This is a genomic window from Pelagicoccus enzymogenes, assembly GCF_014803405.1.
GTDB classification, from domain to species: Bacteria; Verrucomicrobiota; Verrucomicrobiia; order Opitutales; family Opitutaceae; genus Pelagicoccus; species Pelagicoccus enzymogenes.
In genome coordinates this window covers 509,788-526,625 of the sequence record NZ_JACYFG010000006.1, presented here as the reverse complement: position 1 = coordinate 526,625, position 16,838 = coordinate 509,788, and the positions used below count along the sequence as shown (strand labels likewise).

Below are 16,838 nucleotides of genomic sequence, written 5' to 3'. Positions count from 1 at the left end.
ATGGATGCGAACGATCTTATTAATTTGGCGTACGTTGCGGCGGCTACGCTCTTCGTATTTGGTATCAAGATGCTGGGTTCGGCCGATACGGCCCGCCGCGGCAATATGGTTTCCGGTCTGGGCATGTTGCTTGCCGTGGTGGTGACGCTGCTGGCGGACGGCTTGGACTACACCTGGATAATCGGCGGTTTGGTGGTCGGTAGCGCGATCGGTCTCGCCGCGGCTCGCATGGTCAAGATGACGGCGATGCCGGAGCTGGTGGCTCTCTTCAATGGCTTCGGCGGTTTGGCGAGTTTGCTGGTCGCTTGGGCGGAGTTTGAAAAGGTGCGCGAAATTGGTTGGGTGGCTTACGAACTCGAGATGCAGGCCAACACTGTTTTCAGCGGTTTCGTTATTTACGCGGCGATGCTGATCGGTGGGGTAACCTTTACTGGTTCCTTGTTCGCTTACGGAAAGCTGTCTGGGAAACTGAGTGGAAGCGCTATGGTTTTCGCTGGGCAAAAGGCTCTCAATATCCTGCTGTTGATCGCGATTCTCGCGGTGGGCGCGGTATTCACTTGGAGCACGGATTTGGAACTTGCCTACAAGCTCTTCCTCACAGGTATCGCTCTCGCTCTCCTTTTCGGAATTATGGGAGTAATGCCGATCGGTGGCGGCGACATGCCGGTGGTGATTTCCTTGCTCAACAGTTTGTCGGGGGTCGCGGCTTCGGCGGCGGGCTTTGTGATCTACAATAACGTATTGATCGTAGCCGGCTGTTTGGTGGGAGCCAGTGGTTTGATCCTTACGGTCATCATGTGTAAGGCCATGAACCGTTCGCTCGGCAACGTGCTCTTCAGCGGCTTCGGCGCGGCGAGCGGTGGTGGAGGCGACGACGACGATCGCGAACCGAAGGCCATCAGCGTGGAAGACGCATTCTACGTGCTAGAAGCGGCGAGTTCCGTTGTATTCATACCTGGATACGGTATGGCGGTTGCTCAAGCTCAGCACGTGGTGAAAGAGCTTGCCGAGTTGCTGGAAGAGAACGGTTGCGAGGCGAACTTCGCGATTCACCCAGTGGCGGGGCGCATGCCGGGCCACATGAACGTCTTGCTTGCTGAAGCGGACGTGGAGTACGAGAAGCTGCTGGAAATGGACACGGTTAATCCCATGATGCCGACCGTTGACGTCGCCATCGTAATCGGGGCCAACGACGTGGTCAATCCGGCTGCCGCCAACGATCCAGAGAGTCCGATCTACGGAATGCCGATCATCGAAGCGCACAACGCGAAGACGGTCTTCGTGCTCAAGCGCGGCCAAGGCAAGGGCTTCTCCGGTTTGGTGAACAAGCTCTTCCTTATGGAGAACACCTGTATGATTTACGGCGACGCGAAGGCGACGATTTCCTCGCTCGTCAATGAGCTGAAGGGATCCTGATCAAGCGATTTACATTCAAAGCGAAAGGACAGGCGGAGATGCCTGTCCTTTTTTTGTGAATACGCTATTGCAAGGAGATCTTTGGGCTCCACTTGAGCCAATCTTCGTCTAGCTCGGTATGCAGCTCGAATTCTAAATTCTCGGGGGCGAGTTCGGCCAGCTCTCCCTTGTTTTCCGGAGTGGCGAACATGATTCCTCCCGCCAGCACGGATTGCAGGGAGTCGGTTTGGATTTTTGCGCCCAGCAGACCGACGCTCATGGCGATGCCGCTCGCGTTCCAAAAAACGCTGTCGGTTCGTACCAGCTTGTCGTAGGGAGAGTTGACGAGAATCTTGACTCGAATCGCTGTCGCGTCAGCGGCAAGCTCGGTTTCCAGCACTTCTCCCACTTTGTATTGGCGGTATAGGACTGGGGAGCCTGGCTTGAGGGATCCGAGTTGGGAGACGCTTAAGTAGTAGTGGTAGCCGAGTTCGCTGCCCTTGAGCGGGGGACGTTTCTCGGCGGTAAATTGCTTCTGTAAAGGTCCCACTCCAGGCTGCACTTGAATGGTCGGGCCGCTAATAAGCGTTCCGAGTCCGCGGATGCCTTCGATGCCGATTTCTGGCCTCAGTATCCAGAATTTGGAGCTCTCTCTTGCGAGCCCTTTGGCAGATTTTTGAAGCTTAACGGTGGCCTCGACATGTTCGAGGTCGGCGCTGAGTCGCACGGACTCCACCAGCCCCACCTTGACCCCTTTGTGCTGCAGCACGGTTTTGCCCGCTTCGATCCCTTCTCCGTTCTCGAACAGGATGGTGATCTGTGGCCCTTGCTGCGACACTTCCTTCACGATCATGTAGCCGCCCACCAGCAAGGCGACCAGGGGCACGATCCAAACGAGGAGCGAGTTTGGGTTGGGAGTAGGGTTATGTTGTGAGCTTTCTTGAGCTTGATTCATGGTCTTGAGTCGTTCGGGAAACGTTCGACAGCGATGATGGTCAGAATAACCGCTGCGGCGAAGAGGGGAGCGGCGGGCCCGGGCGCGATAGTGGCCAGACTGCCGAATTCCACGAGTCCGGCGAGGGCTCCGATGAGGAAGATGTCTAGCATCGACCAACGGCCGATGAAATCGATGACGCGATACCATTTAGCTGGAAAGGCGCCCGAGGCGTTTGGGGGCCTCAGGGTAAGGAGCCAGGCAAGTCCGCCAACCTTTCCGAAGGGAACGAGGATCGAGGCGATGAATACGATGGCGGCGATTCCCCACAGTCCATGACTCGCAAGGTCTGCTACGCCTGAGATCAAGGTGCTGCTTCGGCTTCCGTGCGCCGTGGATACGGTCATGATAGGAAGCACATTCGCAGGGATCAGCAGGAGCGTAGCGGCGATAAGGTAGGCGATTGAAGATCTGGCGTTTTTGCGGTGCGTCGCTTGCGGCAGCTTGATTTGCTGCAGCAGGTAGGTGAGCAGCAAGGCGGCCGCGAGAAGGAAATAGAACCCGGGGGAAAGCTTCGCTTCCGCCAAGTCGCCCAGCTTTATGAAAGCGACCAGTATCGACAAGCAGAACACCTCCGGCATGGCCCACGCTTTGGCGAAGGATAGAAGGGTGCCAGCCTGGCTTTCGCACTTAGCCGCACTACCGTTTGCGGTCAGGGGCAGGAGAAGGAACATGAGGCTCGGAATCGCTACCGTTAAAACGTCGACGCAGAGCCCAAGCAGCCACTGACCCTCTTCGCGGAAAGTCTGGCCGATCGATAGGAGATTGTTCGAAACGCTGATGCCTAGCTTTTCGACGGTGGCGAGGGGAAAGTATAGGGCGAAGGCCCAGCAGATGAGGGCTCCAATAGAGAGGGGCAGCGCAGAGGATGGTCTTGGTCTTAGCACGGATGAATAGGCGTACCCGAGCTTTCGGGGGGAGGTTGCGAAGCTCTTTGTTTCGAGGTGGTAGAGAATGCTTCGCTTTCGGCGCCCGGAGGCAATTGCAATCCGCGTGAAACTTCCAAGGTGGGCAAAAAAATAAAACAAACGTTTGAAACCAATGTTTGGAAGGGCGCGTATACATCTGCAAAAGGAGGTGTCCGATGGGAGGAGCTTCCGACTTCAGTAACCAAGATTAGAAAGAGGAATACAAAGATGAGGAACCATAACTCAAAGAACAGTAACGGCTTAACGAAGACGCTTCGCTTGGCTGCCCTTACGGGGATGTTTTTCGCTATGGTTGGAAGCAGCTTCGCGGGACCGAGCGTTAAGGATTCGAAAGTGAATCAGGAAGTAACGATTTGGGTCGACGACATCCATGCAATCGGCGACTTCGATGCGGAAGACATTCGCGAGGATCTCTTGCGAGAAGCGTTCGCAGACGCAGCTCGCCGCGAAAAGTGGCTGGGCGACTACGAGTTTGAATACAACGGAGCAGCCCGGGAAGCGGGTCAGTCGGGAATAGAATTGAAAGTCATCGACTGGCGTCGCGGGGCTGCGGGAATGTACCAGTTCACAGTTGCCGCCAATTATTGGAATGCCGACGGGGAAAAGACTGCCCTGGGGACTTTTCACGGTATGCGAAGCAGCATCGCAGTCTTCAACGGTTGGGATGTGGGCAAGCAGTTCGCCGGCAGCGCCGAGGACGCGTTTCGTGACGCTCTTCGCAAGCTCAAGAAGAAAACGATAGAATCTTAGGCGATCGGGATGGGAGGATTCCCGGATTGCCGAACGAGAGCGGAACGCGCGTAGCGTTCCGCTTTTTTTCATTCATGCCGGAGTGGGGTTCCTCTAGGACTGCGAGCTCGCTGTGTTTTCCTTTTGGATACGATCAAGGTACTTTCGTTTGGCGAGGCGCCATGCGACGACGAAGAAAGCGGTTAGCGGGATCGCGAGGATCATGCCGAGGATTCCGTCAAGGGCGGTGCCCCAGAAGAAAATTGCGATGATGATGACCATGGGGTGCAAGCCGGTCGTCTTTCCCATGATACGCGGGGTGAGAAGATATCCTTCGATGACTTGCACGACGGCGAATACGACCGTAGCGAGAATCAACAGGTTGAGGCCGCCACCGTCTTTTTGGAAATAGGCGAGCGGCAGAGCGATGCTTAGGCCGATAATGCTGCCGAGGTAAGGAATCACGTTCAGGAATCCGATGGTCAGCCCGAGGATGATGGCAAATTTCAGGCCGACGATGAGAAATCCGATTGCCAATAAAACTCCCATGATGAAGGCGATGACGATTTGCCCTCGAAAAAAGGATACGACGCTTCCAATGAATTCGTTGATGAGGAAGATGATGTCCTCTCGCCAGTCCTCGCGAACGAAGGAGAGCTGGCTGCGCAAGTCGTTGCCAAGATTGCGGCGGCTCTCCAGCATGAAGAAGAGGTAGACGGGAATGATGGCGAGTCCGGTCCCGATGGCGATGGTACGGCTTGCGAAACCGACGATGTTGTTGAGGGCTGGCTCGGAGCGTTGCAGGAGAGTGGTGATGCCGTTTGAAACGGAATCTTGGATACGGGCTAAATTCTCTTCGCCCAGGCGCGTGGAGATGAAGTCGACCACCTTGGGATAGGTCTCGGCCAGGCTCTTGCTGATGCGTCCCACGATGTCAGGAAGGTATTCGATGAAGAGGAGGATCTGGTCGACGAGGACGGGGATGACCAGGACCAGAATTCCAGAGAGGGCAAGGGCTGCCACGATAAAGAGGGTGATGATGGACCAGGTGCGATTGAATCGAGCTCGCGTCTGCAGAAACTCCACCACGGGCCGAAAGATGAGGGCGAGAATTCCGGCGGCGGCGAGCGGCCAGAGCACGCCGTAGAAGGTTTGCACGAAGGTGCGGAGCAGGTTGAAGACTCCGAGCAGGAAAAAGGCGATGACGGTGAGGCTAAGCATCGCCGCGGCCACGCCAATCAGGCGCCACTGGTTCGTGGTGAATCGTTTTTGTGGGGAGTCGTTGTCGGGCATAGGCTATGGGTGGGATGAGAGTTGAATTCTTTTTAGGGGAAGTTCCGAGCTTAGCCGAAGAGTTTTTTTAGCGAGTCGAGGTCGGCTTGGGTGGGGCGGTCGGGCTTTGCTGTGTTTCGTTGCGGTTTAGGGGTGGCGCTTGGGCCTGGGGAAGGGGAAGGCCGATCGGGGGAAGTCGTTGCGGAGATTGGGCTTTGTTCGGAACCTGCCTGGGCAAAGGCTTGGTCGAGTTTTTTGGGAGAAATGGGGTGAGCGGTGCCGAGGTGTTGGGCGAAGAGGGAGATGGCGAACTCCTCTATCATCCAGCGGAGGGTGGTAATTTGGTTTTGGTTCTTGGCCTGTGTATTCGCGGCCGAGGTCGTTCCTACTTGGGCGAGGCGGCGGCGGTAGTGATCGAGTTGGTTTTGGCGTTGGCTGTCGCGGGCGGGGTTCTGGGCAGCGGTTTTGGCTCGGTGAGCGATGGCCTCGAGGTAAACGGGGATGCGGGGAAGGATGTGATGGGGCGTGTGGCGCAGGAAGTCTGGGGGGAGAATGCGGTCGATGTCGTGAGTGTAGCTTTTTGCGATGAGGGGTTGGACGATCAGCGTTTGGCGCCTCTCGAGGATGAGTTTCAGCTGGTCTACCACTTTGTAGAGGATGCCTTTCGATTTTTCGTAGGCTTTTTCGCGGGCGGCGTGCAGGGAGTCTGGATCGAGTGTATCGAGGTCGTGGGTACGAAGGGTTTGGCGGATGTGTTCGTAGACGTCTTCTTTCAGCTGATGGATGGGGCGGAAGGCGACTCCGGCGGGCCCTACGCGTTGAACGTCTTTGAGGTCGGTTTGGATCCAGGCAAGCTCGCGTCGTAGCTCGTGCTCCAGAAGGGCAGATATGCCATTGGCGTTGGCTGCTTTTGCGTCGCTCTCGGATCGGAAGAGGGAGAGGTGGATGGACAGCTGCGAAGCGGATGATGAGGCACGGAGGGCGGGATATGCGTAAAGGGGGATGCCGTTGGGAGCGCCGATTTGGATACGATTGCTGGTTGACCGCGGAGCGGCCGATCCACCTCTAAGATCGGAAATGGAGCTGATTTCGCGTTCGTATTTTTCGCGGGCTTTTTTCCAAAGGCCGCTCGTGTCGTTGGCCTTGGTGGTGCTGAGCTCTGCTTGCTTGGCTTCAAGCTTTTGGTGCAGGGTTTGGGCGTCGCGGGCTTCGGCGATGGTCTTGCCTTTCTTGTCGTGAACCTCGATGCGGGCCCGTAGGTGGTCGGGAATGGCAGCTTCGTCCCAGTCGCTAGCGTAGGTTTCGATTGAATACGTTCGCTGAAGATAGTCGCGCAGAGACGCAACAAGGGTGTCGCCGGTGGGGCGAATGTCTGCGGCGATTTTTTTCGCGGTCTCGGCCAAGGGGATGAGGCGTTGGCGGATGTCTTTGGGGAGCGCTTTGAGGAGGGCGTGGATTTTGGGCTCAAGGTGGCCGGGGATGAGCCAGTCGAGCAGGGCGTTGTTGACGGACTTGGCTTTGCCGTAGGGGAGCTTGAGGGTGACGCCGTCCTTGGCGTGGCCGTGCTTGTATTGGTATTCGATGGGCAGGGCTGAGTTGCCGAGCTCCACGGTTTCCGGGAAGAGGGAGAGGTCGATGGCGGCTTCCTCGGAGGCGGTGAGGTCGCCCTCGGTCATGAGGAGGCAAGACTCTCCTGCATTGGAATCGCGACCAAGGTCGCTCCTACTTGTTTTCAGGAAGCGATTTAGGTCGTGGATGGAGGCGACGTTTTTTAGGCGCTTCTGGTAGAAGGTGAAGGCGGCTTCTTCGACGCCCATCCAATGGGCGACGGAGATAACTGTCTGGGCGTTTTGGATACGGGATATAAGGCGTCGGTTTTGCTCGAGGAAGGTCCAGTTGGCGGGGGCGGGATAGTCTTCGTTGAGGAGGGCTTCGCGGATGAAGATTTCTGTCGCTTTGTCAGCGTCGACTTTGAGATAGCTGACTTGCTTGTTTTGGATTTCCAGTCCGTGGATGCGGATGGACTCGCGGGCGACGACGCGTCCTTGGTCGGGAATAAATTCGGGGTCGCTGTAGCTATGGCTGAGGATATGGCGGCCGACGTCGAGAATCCATCGGGGATCGATGGAGGCCACGGTGCGGGCGTAGAGTCGGTTGGTTTCGACGATCTCGGCGGAGAGAATCCATTCGGGGCTTTTCCGATTCTTTTTGCCGGTTTCGGTGCCGGGGTCTTTGCGTTTGCCGGTTTTCTTGTCTCGAGGCTGTCGGATGAAGAGGGAGGATCCCGGGAAAACGAGTGGTTTGCGGTTGGCGGAGCAGCGGTAGAGGTTGGTTTCCTCGCGGCGCCCCACGTTGGCGAGCAGGCCGGTAAGGAGGCAGGAGTGGATGGCGTGGTAGAGGGCGCTGTCGCGTTCGAGGCCTGAGCTGGGAGGGGTTGCCGCCCGCGGAGCGGCCGGCCCACCTTTGGGCAAGGAGCGTTCGAGTTGGTGGTAGATGTCGCGCCACTCGCGGATGCGCAGGTAGTTGAGAAAGTTCTGTTTGCAGAACTTTCGTAGGCGCGACTGGGAGAGTTTTTCGAAGTTGTCGTGCAGCGTTTCCCAGATGTTTAACAGGGCGAGGAAGTCGGATTGCTTGTGCTCGAACTGGGCGTGGGCTTGGCGAGCGGCGGCTTCTTTGTCCATGGGGCGCTCGCGTGGGTCTTGGATAGAGAGGGCTGCGGCGATGACGAGGACCTCGTGGGTGACCCCGTGCCTGTCGGCTTCCAGCAGCATGCGGCCGACGGTGGGATCGGCGGGGAGACGGGAGAGTTTGCGCCCGAGAGGGGTGAGGGAGAAGGGGGCGCTGCTTGACGCGGACCGGGTGGAACCGGTCCCTCCACTTGCTTTCAAGGCGCCGAGTTCTTGCAGGAGTTGGTAGCCGGCGGTGATGGCGGCAGGGCTGGGGGGATCGATGAAAGGGAAGGTTTCGACGTTACCGAGTTGGGATGCGGTCATGCGAAGGATGACGTCGGCTAGGTTCGAACGTTGGATTTCGGGGACGGAGTAGATGGGGCGAGAAATGTAGTCTTTTTCTGAATACAGGCGAATACAAATTCCGTCGGCGACGCGTCCGCAACGGCCGGAGCGCTGGTTGGCGGAGGATTGCGATACTTTGGTGATGGGAAGGCGTTTGGTGCGGCCGCGTGGGTTGTAGCGGGAGATGCGGGCGAGGCCGGTGTCGATGACGAAACGGATTCCGGGGATGGTGAGGGACGTTTCGGCAATGTTGGTGGCGAGGATCAGCTTTCGCTTGGGGGACGATTGGAATATGCGTTGCTGGTCGGCGTTGGAGAGACGTCCGAAGCAGGGGATGATTTCCATGTGCCTCCGGAAGCGGGATTCCAAGAGGTCCATCGCGTCGCGAATATCCTTTTCGGTAGGGAGGAAGGCAAGGATGTCTCCGTGTCCGAATTCGTCTTGTATCCGTTTAGCGGATTCAGCGATTCCTTCGATGTAGGTGAAGTCGCCTGAGTCTTCCAGTAGCTCGTCGAGCGGGGCGTAGATGATGTCGACTGGGTAGACGCGGCCGGAAACTTCGATAATGGGGGCGTTGTCGAAAGCGGCGGAAAACTTCTCGGTGTCGATGGTTGCCGAGGTGATGATGATCTTGAGGTCGGGCCGGCGGGAGCGGAGCTGGTTGAGATGTCCGAGCAGGAAGTCGATGTTGAGGGAGCGTTCGTGGGCCTCGTCGATGATGACTGCCTCGTAGTCGCGCATGAGCGGGTCGCCGTGGATTTCGGTGAGCAGCATGCCGTCGGTCATGAACTTGACGCGAGTTTGCTTGGAGGTCTGGTCGGTGAAGCGGATCTTGGCTCCGACCTCTTTGCCGAAGTCGACCTGAAGCTCTTCGGCGACGCGTTTGGCGACGGAGAGAGCGGCGACGCGGCGGGGTTGGGTGCAAGCGATGCGGCCTTTTAGGCCTAGGCCGGCGTCGAGGCACATTTTGGGGATTTGGGTCGTTTTGCCGGATCCCGTTTCGCCGGTCAGAACGATGGTTTGGTGTGCTTGGATCGCGGATACTATCTCGTCCCTCCGCTGGGAAATAGGGAGTTCCGGCGGGTATTGGATGGAGGAGAAAGGATGAGGTTGCTTGTCTTTATGCACCACCGAGGACGTGGATTGGCGCTGATGGAGGAAATCAGCGGAGGGTTACTTTTCGACGGATGGCAGCTCCTCTGGGTAGCTCTTTGAAGCGAATAGGGGAGACGGTTCCACAGGCGAAAGCAATAGTGTTTTGAATTCTGGATACGGGTGGTTATCTGCTTCGATGAAATAGGTATGCGGACGGGTTAGGTCAGACTGGAAGTAGCGTTTGGCTGCCCGGCGAATTGCGATTGCGTCAAGAGTTCTTCCTGGAAGTTCTATCAGAATGATCGTCGTCTGGTCGTTTGCCGCAGCGAGCGTGAGAAGTCGCTGGGCATCGGGTAGATCGTCATGGTCGCGAACGGTAAGCAGCAGGGTCGCGGGTGGAAGCAGGAGCTCGGTGAGCTCTTGCTCTTGCCCGTCGATGGAAGTTATGGGAGTTGCGGAAAGGGAAGCGTTGAAGCTTAGCAGGGAGAGAACTAGCGGTAGAATGCGCATCGCGGTTGCCGCTTACTTGGTGCCTTGGTAGTCGAAGCCGAGTGAGGCGATCTTTTCGCGGATGGCGGCTTCGTCGAGGGTCTCGGTTTCGACGGTGGCGGTGGCGCTGTTTTTGTCGACCGACTTTACCTGGATGCCGGGGAGGCTGGCCAGTCCGTTGCGCACGGAGCCTTCGCAGTGGCTGCAGTTCATGCCTTGGATGGAGAGGGTGTGAGTGCTCATGTTTACAGAATTCTGGTTCGCGGCGGATTCGCAAGAGCTGTCGGCGCAGCAACTTGGCTGTGCGGCGGCAGGCGTGAGTTTTTGTTTCAGATGGGGAAAGACGAGCAATAAGAGCAGGACGGCTCCGCCGAGGTGTTTCCACCAGGCAAGGTCCATCTCGTGCGACATGGCGTGGGTGCCGAGGGTCCCGGTATCGAGGAAAAAGTGGTAGATGGCGGCGGCGATCCAAGTTGTGAGCACGACTCCGATCACGTAGATCAGAGTGCTGCGGCCGCCGAGCACTTTGCGCATGGTGGTGATGGTGGCGATGTTGGTGGCGGGGCCGGCGATGAGAAGGACGAGGGCGGCGCTGATGGGGAGTCCGCTGTGCACGAGCGCGAGCGCGAGTGGAATGGAGCCGGTGGAGCAAATGTAGAACGGGACGGAGATGAGGGTGGCTAGCAGGATGGCGGAAAGGGCGCCTCCGGGGATGTTGGCGAGCAGGTCGGCGGGGGCGAGGGCGCTGATGATGCCGGCGAGGATGAAGCCGATGATGAGAGCGGAGGCGAGGTCGCCCGGCATGGTGTAGAAGCCGTAGCGGAGGGATTCCTTGAGGGATCGGGATTCTGGTTCTGGGGCCCCGGAGCTAGCGGGCGCTACCTTTGAAGGTTTGGCTTTGTCGAGCAAGTCGGTTGTGAGGCCGACGAGGATGCCGGAGACGAAGGCGACGACGATCTTGTAGAGGGCGAACACGGGGCCGAGCATGCCGTAGGTGGCGAGGAAGGAGTCGACTCCGGTTTGGGGGGTGGATGTGAGGAAGGACACGGTGGCCCCGCGGCTGGCGCCTTTCGAGTGGAGGCTCATGGTTACGGGGATGACCCCGCAGGAGCACAGAGGCATGGGAACGCCTACGACGCTGCCCCAGACAACGGAGCCGATGGTACGCTTGCCCATGAGCCGGCCGACCCATGCTTGGCTGAGAAAACGGTGCAGCAGCACGGATATGGCGAGTCCAAGCAGGAGGTAGACTCCCATCTCTGCGATCATGGCCCAAGTATGCGCGGCGACTTTGTTTAGAATTTCCATAGGATCCTTTCAATCGGGCTCTACGAACGGGAAGAGGCTTTGGCGAAATGTTTTTTGCGGGAATTGGGATGGTATTTGCCGGCCGAAGGGCTAGAGGGTGGGTGGGTGAAACTTGGGGAAAGAGCGTTTGCGGTGGGCACTCCCTTCCAGCCAGGCCGGCGGCCTGTGCACTACGGATGGGTCATTGCGGTAGTGGGGACCTTGGGAATGGTGGCGAGCGTGCCGGGCCAGACTATCGGCGTGAACGTCTTCAACGAGAAGCTGATTGAAGCCTTGGGGCTGAGTCGCTTGAGCGTGAGCACGGCTTATTTCGTGGGCACTGCGGCCAGTGGCTTCCTGTTGCCCTTTGCGGGAAGTTTGTTCGATCGTTTGGGCGCTCGTCGCATGATCGTGGGCGCGAGCGTCTCTCTCGCCTTATCCCTGCTTTACATGAGCGTGGTGGACCGCGTTGCGGCGGGAATCGAGGGACTGTCTGTAGGCTCGGGCTTATCCGCTGCGATCCGTATGGGGGCTTTGGTGCTCGGCTTTTTTTTCCTGCGCTTCTTCGGCCAAGGCTTGGTGATGATGACCTCGCGCAACATGGTGGGGAAGTGGTGGGTCGCCCATCGCGGAAAGATTTTTTCGGTTGGCGGCATCGCGGTGACGGTTTGCTTCTCCTTGGCTCCGAAGCTTTTCAACGAAATGATCGAGAGCTTTGGCTGGCGAGAGTCCTGGCGCTTGATGGCCTTAGCCCTGGCTCCCGGTTTTTGCTTGGTGGCTTGGCTGCTGTATCGCGACAACCCTGCCGAGTGCAAGCTAGAGGCGGATGCGGCCAAGCCGTTGGATGCAGGTCGAGCGGATGACCCGGAATTCAAGCTCGTGCGCGAGTTCACGCGGGCGGAGGCGCTGCGCAGCTTTTCCTTTTGGGCCTTCAGCTTGGTTTTCGCTCTGCAGGCCTGCTATTTTACTGGATATGCGTTTCACGTGATCGACGTGGCGGCGGACTTGGGACGGGGCGCGAGCGGGATGCTCGACCTGTTTGTACCAATAGCGATCCTGAACGCTGCGGTGAGCTTGGTGGTTGGCTGGATGAGCGATCGCTGCCGATTGAAGTACTTGCTCGCGTTTATGGCGCTCGGCAATGCGTTGGCGGCATTTGCCTTGGTGGGGATGCAAGGCGTCGCTTTGTCCGTGGGACTGGTCGTAGGGTTTGGTGTGAGCGGTGGCTGTTTCGGAGCGATTAGCGGAGTGTTCATGCCACGCTTTTTCGGCTTGAAGCACCTTGGAGCCATCAGCGGTTTTTTCGCGTCGATCATTGTGATCGGGAGCGCGGTGGGGCCCTTGGCCTTTAGCCTGGCTCGGGGGATGGCGGGGAGCTACGCGGTCGCGCACGGGGCGGCGGCTCTGCTGGCGCTGGGCTTGGTGGCGACTTCCTTTTGGGCTGACAACCCGCAGCGAAAGTTAGCTCGCTGATGCGCGCTCGCGCGGAGTGAGACGGGACCTATCGCGGCGCAAGGCCGCTTCCCACGGCTAGGCGCGTTCGGCGCCTCTATTGATCAAGTAGACCGGCAGGCGGGCGCGGGCGATGAGCCCTTTGGGGAAGGTCGGTGTGAGGTCGAGCTGGCCGCCTTTGAGGGCGAGCTTGGTGCGGATGCGGAAGAGGCCGATCTTGTTGAGCGGGGTGGAAATGGATACGAGATTGTTTTCCAAGCCGACGCCGTCGTCCTCGACCTGCAGCACCCAGTCGTCTTCGTCGCGGAAGAGGGCGATGATGCATTCGGTGGCGCGGGCGTGCTTGACGACGTTGGTGAGCAGCTCCTTGAGAATCTCGAAGAGCAGGTCGCGCTCGCGCTCGCTCTCGATGGCTCCGTCGTTGTCGACGCTGAGGGTTACGGCCAGGTCGTGCCCGTTCTGGGTGATGTCGATCAGCCGCTTTGCGGCCCCGATAAAGCCGTCGTTTTGCGGGCTGGGCTCGGTGTAGTTGGAAACGGTCTCGGTTGAAAAGTCGAAAGGGAAGGCGTCCTCGATGGGTTCGCCTTTTTGTTTGTTGATGGACTTGAGCACCTGCTGGAGGGCGTGGGACTTGTCGATGCCGAGCGTTTGGTCCTCCGTAACTGGCTCCGCACCCGGGGCTGACGTTTCAGGTGACGGGACGCTTGCCAGCGGTGGCAGTCCTGTCTTTCGAGGGGGAGATTGCGGTTTATCTTGGGAGGCTGGGAGCGGTTTTTCCTTCGCGGATTGTGGAGGTCCGTCCTCTTTTTCGGGAGGAGGCGAGGAGTCTCCCTTTGTCGTTTCGCTGGTTTTGGGAGGAATTTGGGGAGGGGCTGCGGCTGGAAGCGGCTCGGCGGGCAGGGCCGGGACTGCGCTTTGCTTCGCTCCTTGCTCTTGGGCCTTTAGGGTTTGCGCGAGGGATTCGAGCTCCTTGCTGGCGGTCGCGATGGCCTCGTCTCGCAGGGCGAGGGCTTTGCGGATGGCTTCGTTGGCAGCTTCGATTTTTGACTGGATGTCTTCGGATGAAGCCTGTTCGCGCTTGATAAGGCCGGCGAGAGTGGGGTGGGTTCTTGGTCCTCCTGGCCGATAGATGGCTGAAACGTGAAGGGAGGGGCCTGCTTCGCCGTTGCGGGAAAGGCGGAATTTTGCGTCGAAATCACCTTGGCTCTCGATGGAAAGGTCGAAGAGGCGTTTCAGCCTGTCTTGATCGGGTGGATACGCGATTTCGAGTAGATCGTCGAGAAAGGGAAGGGGGGTAGACGCTTCGACTTCGATCGCTTGGTAGGCTTGTTTGCTGAGGGTGATGCGGCCCGTTTCGATGTCTAGGCTCCAGGTTCCCATTTCGCCGACTTCGAGGGCGAAGCTCAGTTCCTGCTTCAGGCGTTGTCGTTCGATGCGGTCTCGCTTTTGACCTAGGATGTTGGATACTAGGTTGGAAACGAGGGTGGGGGAAAGGTCTTCGAGGCGGCAGTTGCCGTCGACTCCGGAGGGCATCTGGAACTCCCGAGAGTTAAGGAGTCGGTGCGAGGTGAGCGCGACGATGGCGAGCTCGGGGTCGTGCTGCCTCACCAATTCGATGGCGGCTTGGTGGTTTTGGAAGTCGTCGAGACGAATGAACGCCAAGTCGAAGCCGCACACCTGCATGAGCTGGAGGGCGTCGTCGAGATTGACGCAGCGCTGGATCTTGTATTCGCCCAAGCCGGAACGCTTGAGGTCGGCGCGGAGGGCGGCAGCATCGTCTTCGTCCCGGCAGATGGAGAGAAGGAACAGCGTTTCCGAGGAGGAGGAAGCCTCGGGACTTATGGGATCGCTCAACTGATCTGGATGCTGGCTTTGGATTTGCGGCATTAAATTACGCTGCTTCCTCGGCTTGGAGCTGAGGGGTGATGCGTCGGACGTGTGTGCCTAGTGGGGGAGATTTTGGTGTCTAGAGTGGATAGGTTGAGAGGTGGTTAGCGGTCGTATTTTCGAGCGCGAAGCTCGGATTTGCTGTGGATCAAGGTTAATGCAGGAAGCGACCGGGGAGTCGCGAATGTCAAGTGGCGAGCATTTCCCTATTTCTAGAGGGAAACGGTAAAGTTATTCACAAGTTGTTTACAGCCCCGAGGTCAACAATCTTCTGCTAAAACAGTGCACTTTTTGGCGCATTGAGGTCGCTGTGTATCCATCTTTTTGGGGCGTGCTTGGCAGTCTCGTTTTGTGCGATTTTCAGGATAGGTGGGGCGCGCTTGGAAATCCGCTAGGAATCGTGACTCTTTTGAGCTCCATCGGATTGACTAATGAGGCGGGTAAGACTTAGTTCTGCTACTCTCGGAAATGCCCCAAGATACAGTTAACCCCATCCCTGCTCGCGAAGAGTTGATTCGCGACGCAGTCATACGTCTGGCGGGAAATTCGCAAGACGGCATCCAGTCAATTGGAGGATTCCTAGCCCGGCTCGCGGGGAGGAGTGCTCAGGAAGTCATGACCTACATGACGATTCCGGCGACGATCTCGGGAGGGCCGTCGATCTTTCAAGTTCGCATGGGCACCGGTGAGGTGCTATCGGCGGGGGACGAGGCGGACTTCTTGCTAGCTTTCTACCAGCACAGCTACGACAACCATATCGGCTTTCTGAAAGAGGGAGGAGTGTTGCTTTACGACTCTGACCACGTGAAGCCGGAGGACAGCGAACATCGATTCGTGCTAGTAGGCGTGCCGATTTCGGCTCTCACGGTGGAAGCCCTCGGCGGATCCAGTCGCGAGAAGGGGAAGAACCTCTTCGCGCTCGGGCTGCTGGCTCGCATCTTCAAGCTGGACGTGGCCAAGCTGCGAGCGATTTTCAAGGAGCGATTCGGGGGCAAGTCGGAGGATGTCTTGCGCAACGTGAATTTAGCTTTCGATGCGGGCTTTTCGTATCCGATAGACAATGTCCTGGATCGCTACTTTTCCTTCCAGGCCGAAGAGCAGGGCGATGGTCCGCAGCAGGTGACGATGGACGGAAACACGGCGTTGACGCTCGGCTTGATTGCGGGAGGCGTGCGGCATGGAGCCGGGTATCCCATCACGCCATGGTCGACTATCATGGAGATGCTGCGCCAGCAGCTCCCCCAGTACGGTGGCGTATTCGTGCAAGCCGAAGACGAGCTAGCGGCGGTTTCCATGGCTATCGGATTTTCCTACGCCGGGCGCTTGGCGGTGACGGGCAGTTCGGGGCCGGGCATATCCTTGAAGATGGAAGCTCTCGGGTGGGCGACCATGGCGGAGATCCCGCTGGTGGTCGTGAATATTCAGCGGGGCGGTCCCAGCACGGGCTTGCCGACCAACGTGGAGCAGAGCGACCTCTTGCAAGCGATCCACGGGAGTCACGGAGACTGTCCCCGCGTGGTACTGGCTGCGGAGAATGTGGAGGACTGTTTCTACATTGCCCGAGAGGCTTGCGAGCTCGCCCGCAAGTACAGCGTTCCTGTATTCGTTTTGTCTGACATGTCTCTCGCCTCTCGTATCGAAGCTTTCGACGAGCCAGATTTGGATACGTTGATGGTAGAGCCTACTTTGGATACGGAAGACCGGCCGGAGAATTTCAAGCCCTACGACCTGGAACGAATCACCCGCCACGCTCCTCCGGGCTCATGGGTGGAGGGCGGCGTCTTCCCTCAAGTGACGGGGTTGGAGCACGACGAGTCCGGCCACCCCTCCGCGAATCCGCAGATGCATGCGAAGATGATGAAGAAGCGTCGGGCTAAGATTCAGCAAATCGCGGCGGAGCTGCCTGCGTCTCAAGTTTTTGGAGACACGGAAGGCGAAGTTCTGGTCGTTGGCTGGGGGTCGACGTGGGGGCCGATTCGTGAAACGGTTATCCGCGAGCGGGATCGGGGCCGCAAGATTGGGCATTTGCAAATTCGTTACATCAATCCGCTTCCCAACGACCTGGAAGGCATCTTCGCCCGATTCGACAAGGTACTGGTTGTCGAGATGAACGACGAAGGGCTTTATGGATACGGCCAGCTCGCTATGCTGCTGCGGGCTCGCTACTGCAACCCAGCCATACGCAGCTTGAACAAGACCGACGGGCTTACCTTCAAGATCAAGGAGATCATGCAAGGCATCGAGGCGATCAGCCCGTTTCCAACCGCAACCCTCTAACGGACGACCCCTTTTGAT

The 16,838-nt window shown here is 58.3% G+C and carries 11 protein-coding genes; 4 read left to right on the top strand and 7 right to left on the bottom strand.

Features of this window, described 5'->3' with window-relative positions; translation table 11 throughout:
• Positions 1-1,416 (top strand): NAD(P)(+) transhydrogenase (Re/Si-specific) subunit beta, encoded by a 1,416-nt coding sequence (locus IEN85_RS04640; RefSeq protein ID WP_191615896.1) that lies wholly within the window; start codon positions 1-3, stop codon positions 1,414-1,416.
• A gap of 64 nt (positions 1,417-1,480) precedes the next feature.
• On the opposite strand, the gene IEN85_RS04635 is transcribed toward IEN85_RS04640, so the two are convergent.
• Positions 1,481-2,350 (bottom strand): PqiB family protein, encoded by an 870-nt coding sequence (locus IEN85_RS04635; RefSeq protein WP_191615895.1) that lies wholly within the window; start codon positions 2,348-2,350, stop codon positions 1,481-1,483.
• Entirely contained in the window at positions 2,347-3,276 is a 930-nt protein-coding gene (locus IEN85_RS04630) for a paraquat-inducible protein A (protein WP_191615894.1), read from the bottom strand. Before IEN85_RS04630 ends, IEN85_RS04635 begins: the two co-directional genes overlap by 4 nt.
• 249 nt (positions 3,277-3,525) lie before the next feature.
• On the opposite strand from IEN85_RS04630, the gene IEN85_RS04625 reads away from it, so the two are divergent.
• Positions 3,526-4,068: a hypothetical protein gene (locus IEN85_RS04625; protein ID WP_191615893.1), complete on the top strand. Its 543-nt coding sequence runs from the start codon at positions 3,526-3,528 to the stop codon at positions 4,066-4,068.
• Between the two features lie 93 nt (positions 4,069-4,161).
• Here the strand turns inward: IEN85_RS04625 and IEN85_RS04620 are convergent, their stop codons facing one another.
• The 4 genes from IEN85_RS04620 to IEN85_RS04605 are packed head-to-tail and all read right to left on the bottom strand — an operon-like array spanning position 4,162 to position 11,225.
• Positions 4,162-5,340 carry an AI-2E family transporter gene (locus IEN85_RS04620; protein ID WP_191615892.1) on the bottom strand — a complete coding sequence of 393 codons (1,179 nt, stop codon included), beginning with the start codon at positions 5,338-5,340 and terminating at the stop codon, positions 4,162-4,164.
• A 50-nt stretch (positions 5,341-5,390) separates the two neighbouring features.
• Positions 5,391-9,461: an ATP-dependent RNA helicase HrpA gene (gene hrpA, locus IEN85_RS24625; RefSeq protein ID WP_191615891.1), complete on the bottom strand. Its 4,071-nt coding sequence runs from the start codon at positions 9,459-9,461 to the stop codon at positions 5,391-5,393.
• 45 nt (positions 9,462-9,506) lie between these two features.
• Entirely contained in the window at positions 9,507-9,938 is a 432-nt protein-coding gene (locus tag IEN85_RS04610) for a hypothetical protein (protein ID WP_191615890.1), read from the bottom strand.
• Between the two features lie 12 nt (positions 9,939-9,950).
• Positions 9,951-11,225 (bottom strand): permease, encoded by a 1,275-nt coding sequence (locus IEN85_RS04605; RefSeq protein ID WP_191615889.1) that lies wholly within the window; start codon positions 11,223-11,225, stop codon positions 9,951-9,953.
• A 105-nt stretch (positions 11,226-11,330) separates the two neighbouring features.
• Between IEN85_RS04605 and IEN85_RS04600 the strand changes: the two genes are divergently transcribed.
• Positions 11,331-12,677, top strand: coding sequence for an MFS transporter (locus tag IEN85_RS04600; RefSeq protein ID WP_191615888.1), 1,347 nt, complete (start codon positions 11,331-11,333; stop codon positions 12,675-12,677).
• A 57-nt stretch (positions 12,678-12,734) separates the two neighbouring features.
• Here IEN85_RS04600 and IEN85_RS04595 read toward each other — a convergent pair whose 3' ends face one another.
• Positions 12,735-14,543, bottom strand: a complete 1,809-nt coding sequence (locus IEN85_RS04595; RefSeq protein WP_191615887.1) for an ATP-binding protein — start codon at positions 14,541-14,543, stop codon at positions 12,735-12,737.
• Positions 14,544-15,011: 468 nt separating this feature from the next.
• On the opposite strand from IEN85_RS04595, the gene IEN85_RS04590 reads away from it, so the two are divergent.
• The gene (locus IEN85_RS04590) at positions 15,012-16,820 is read left to right on the top strand and encodes a 2-oxoacid:acceptor oxidoreductase subunit alpha (RefSeq protein WP_191615886.1); all 1,809 of its coding nucleotides are present in this window, start codon (positions 15,012-15,014) and stop codon (positions 16,818-16,820) included.
• Positions 16,821-16,838 lie beyond the last annotated feature (18 nt).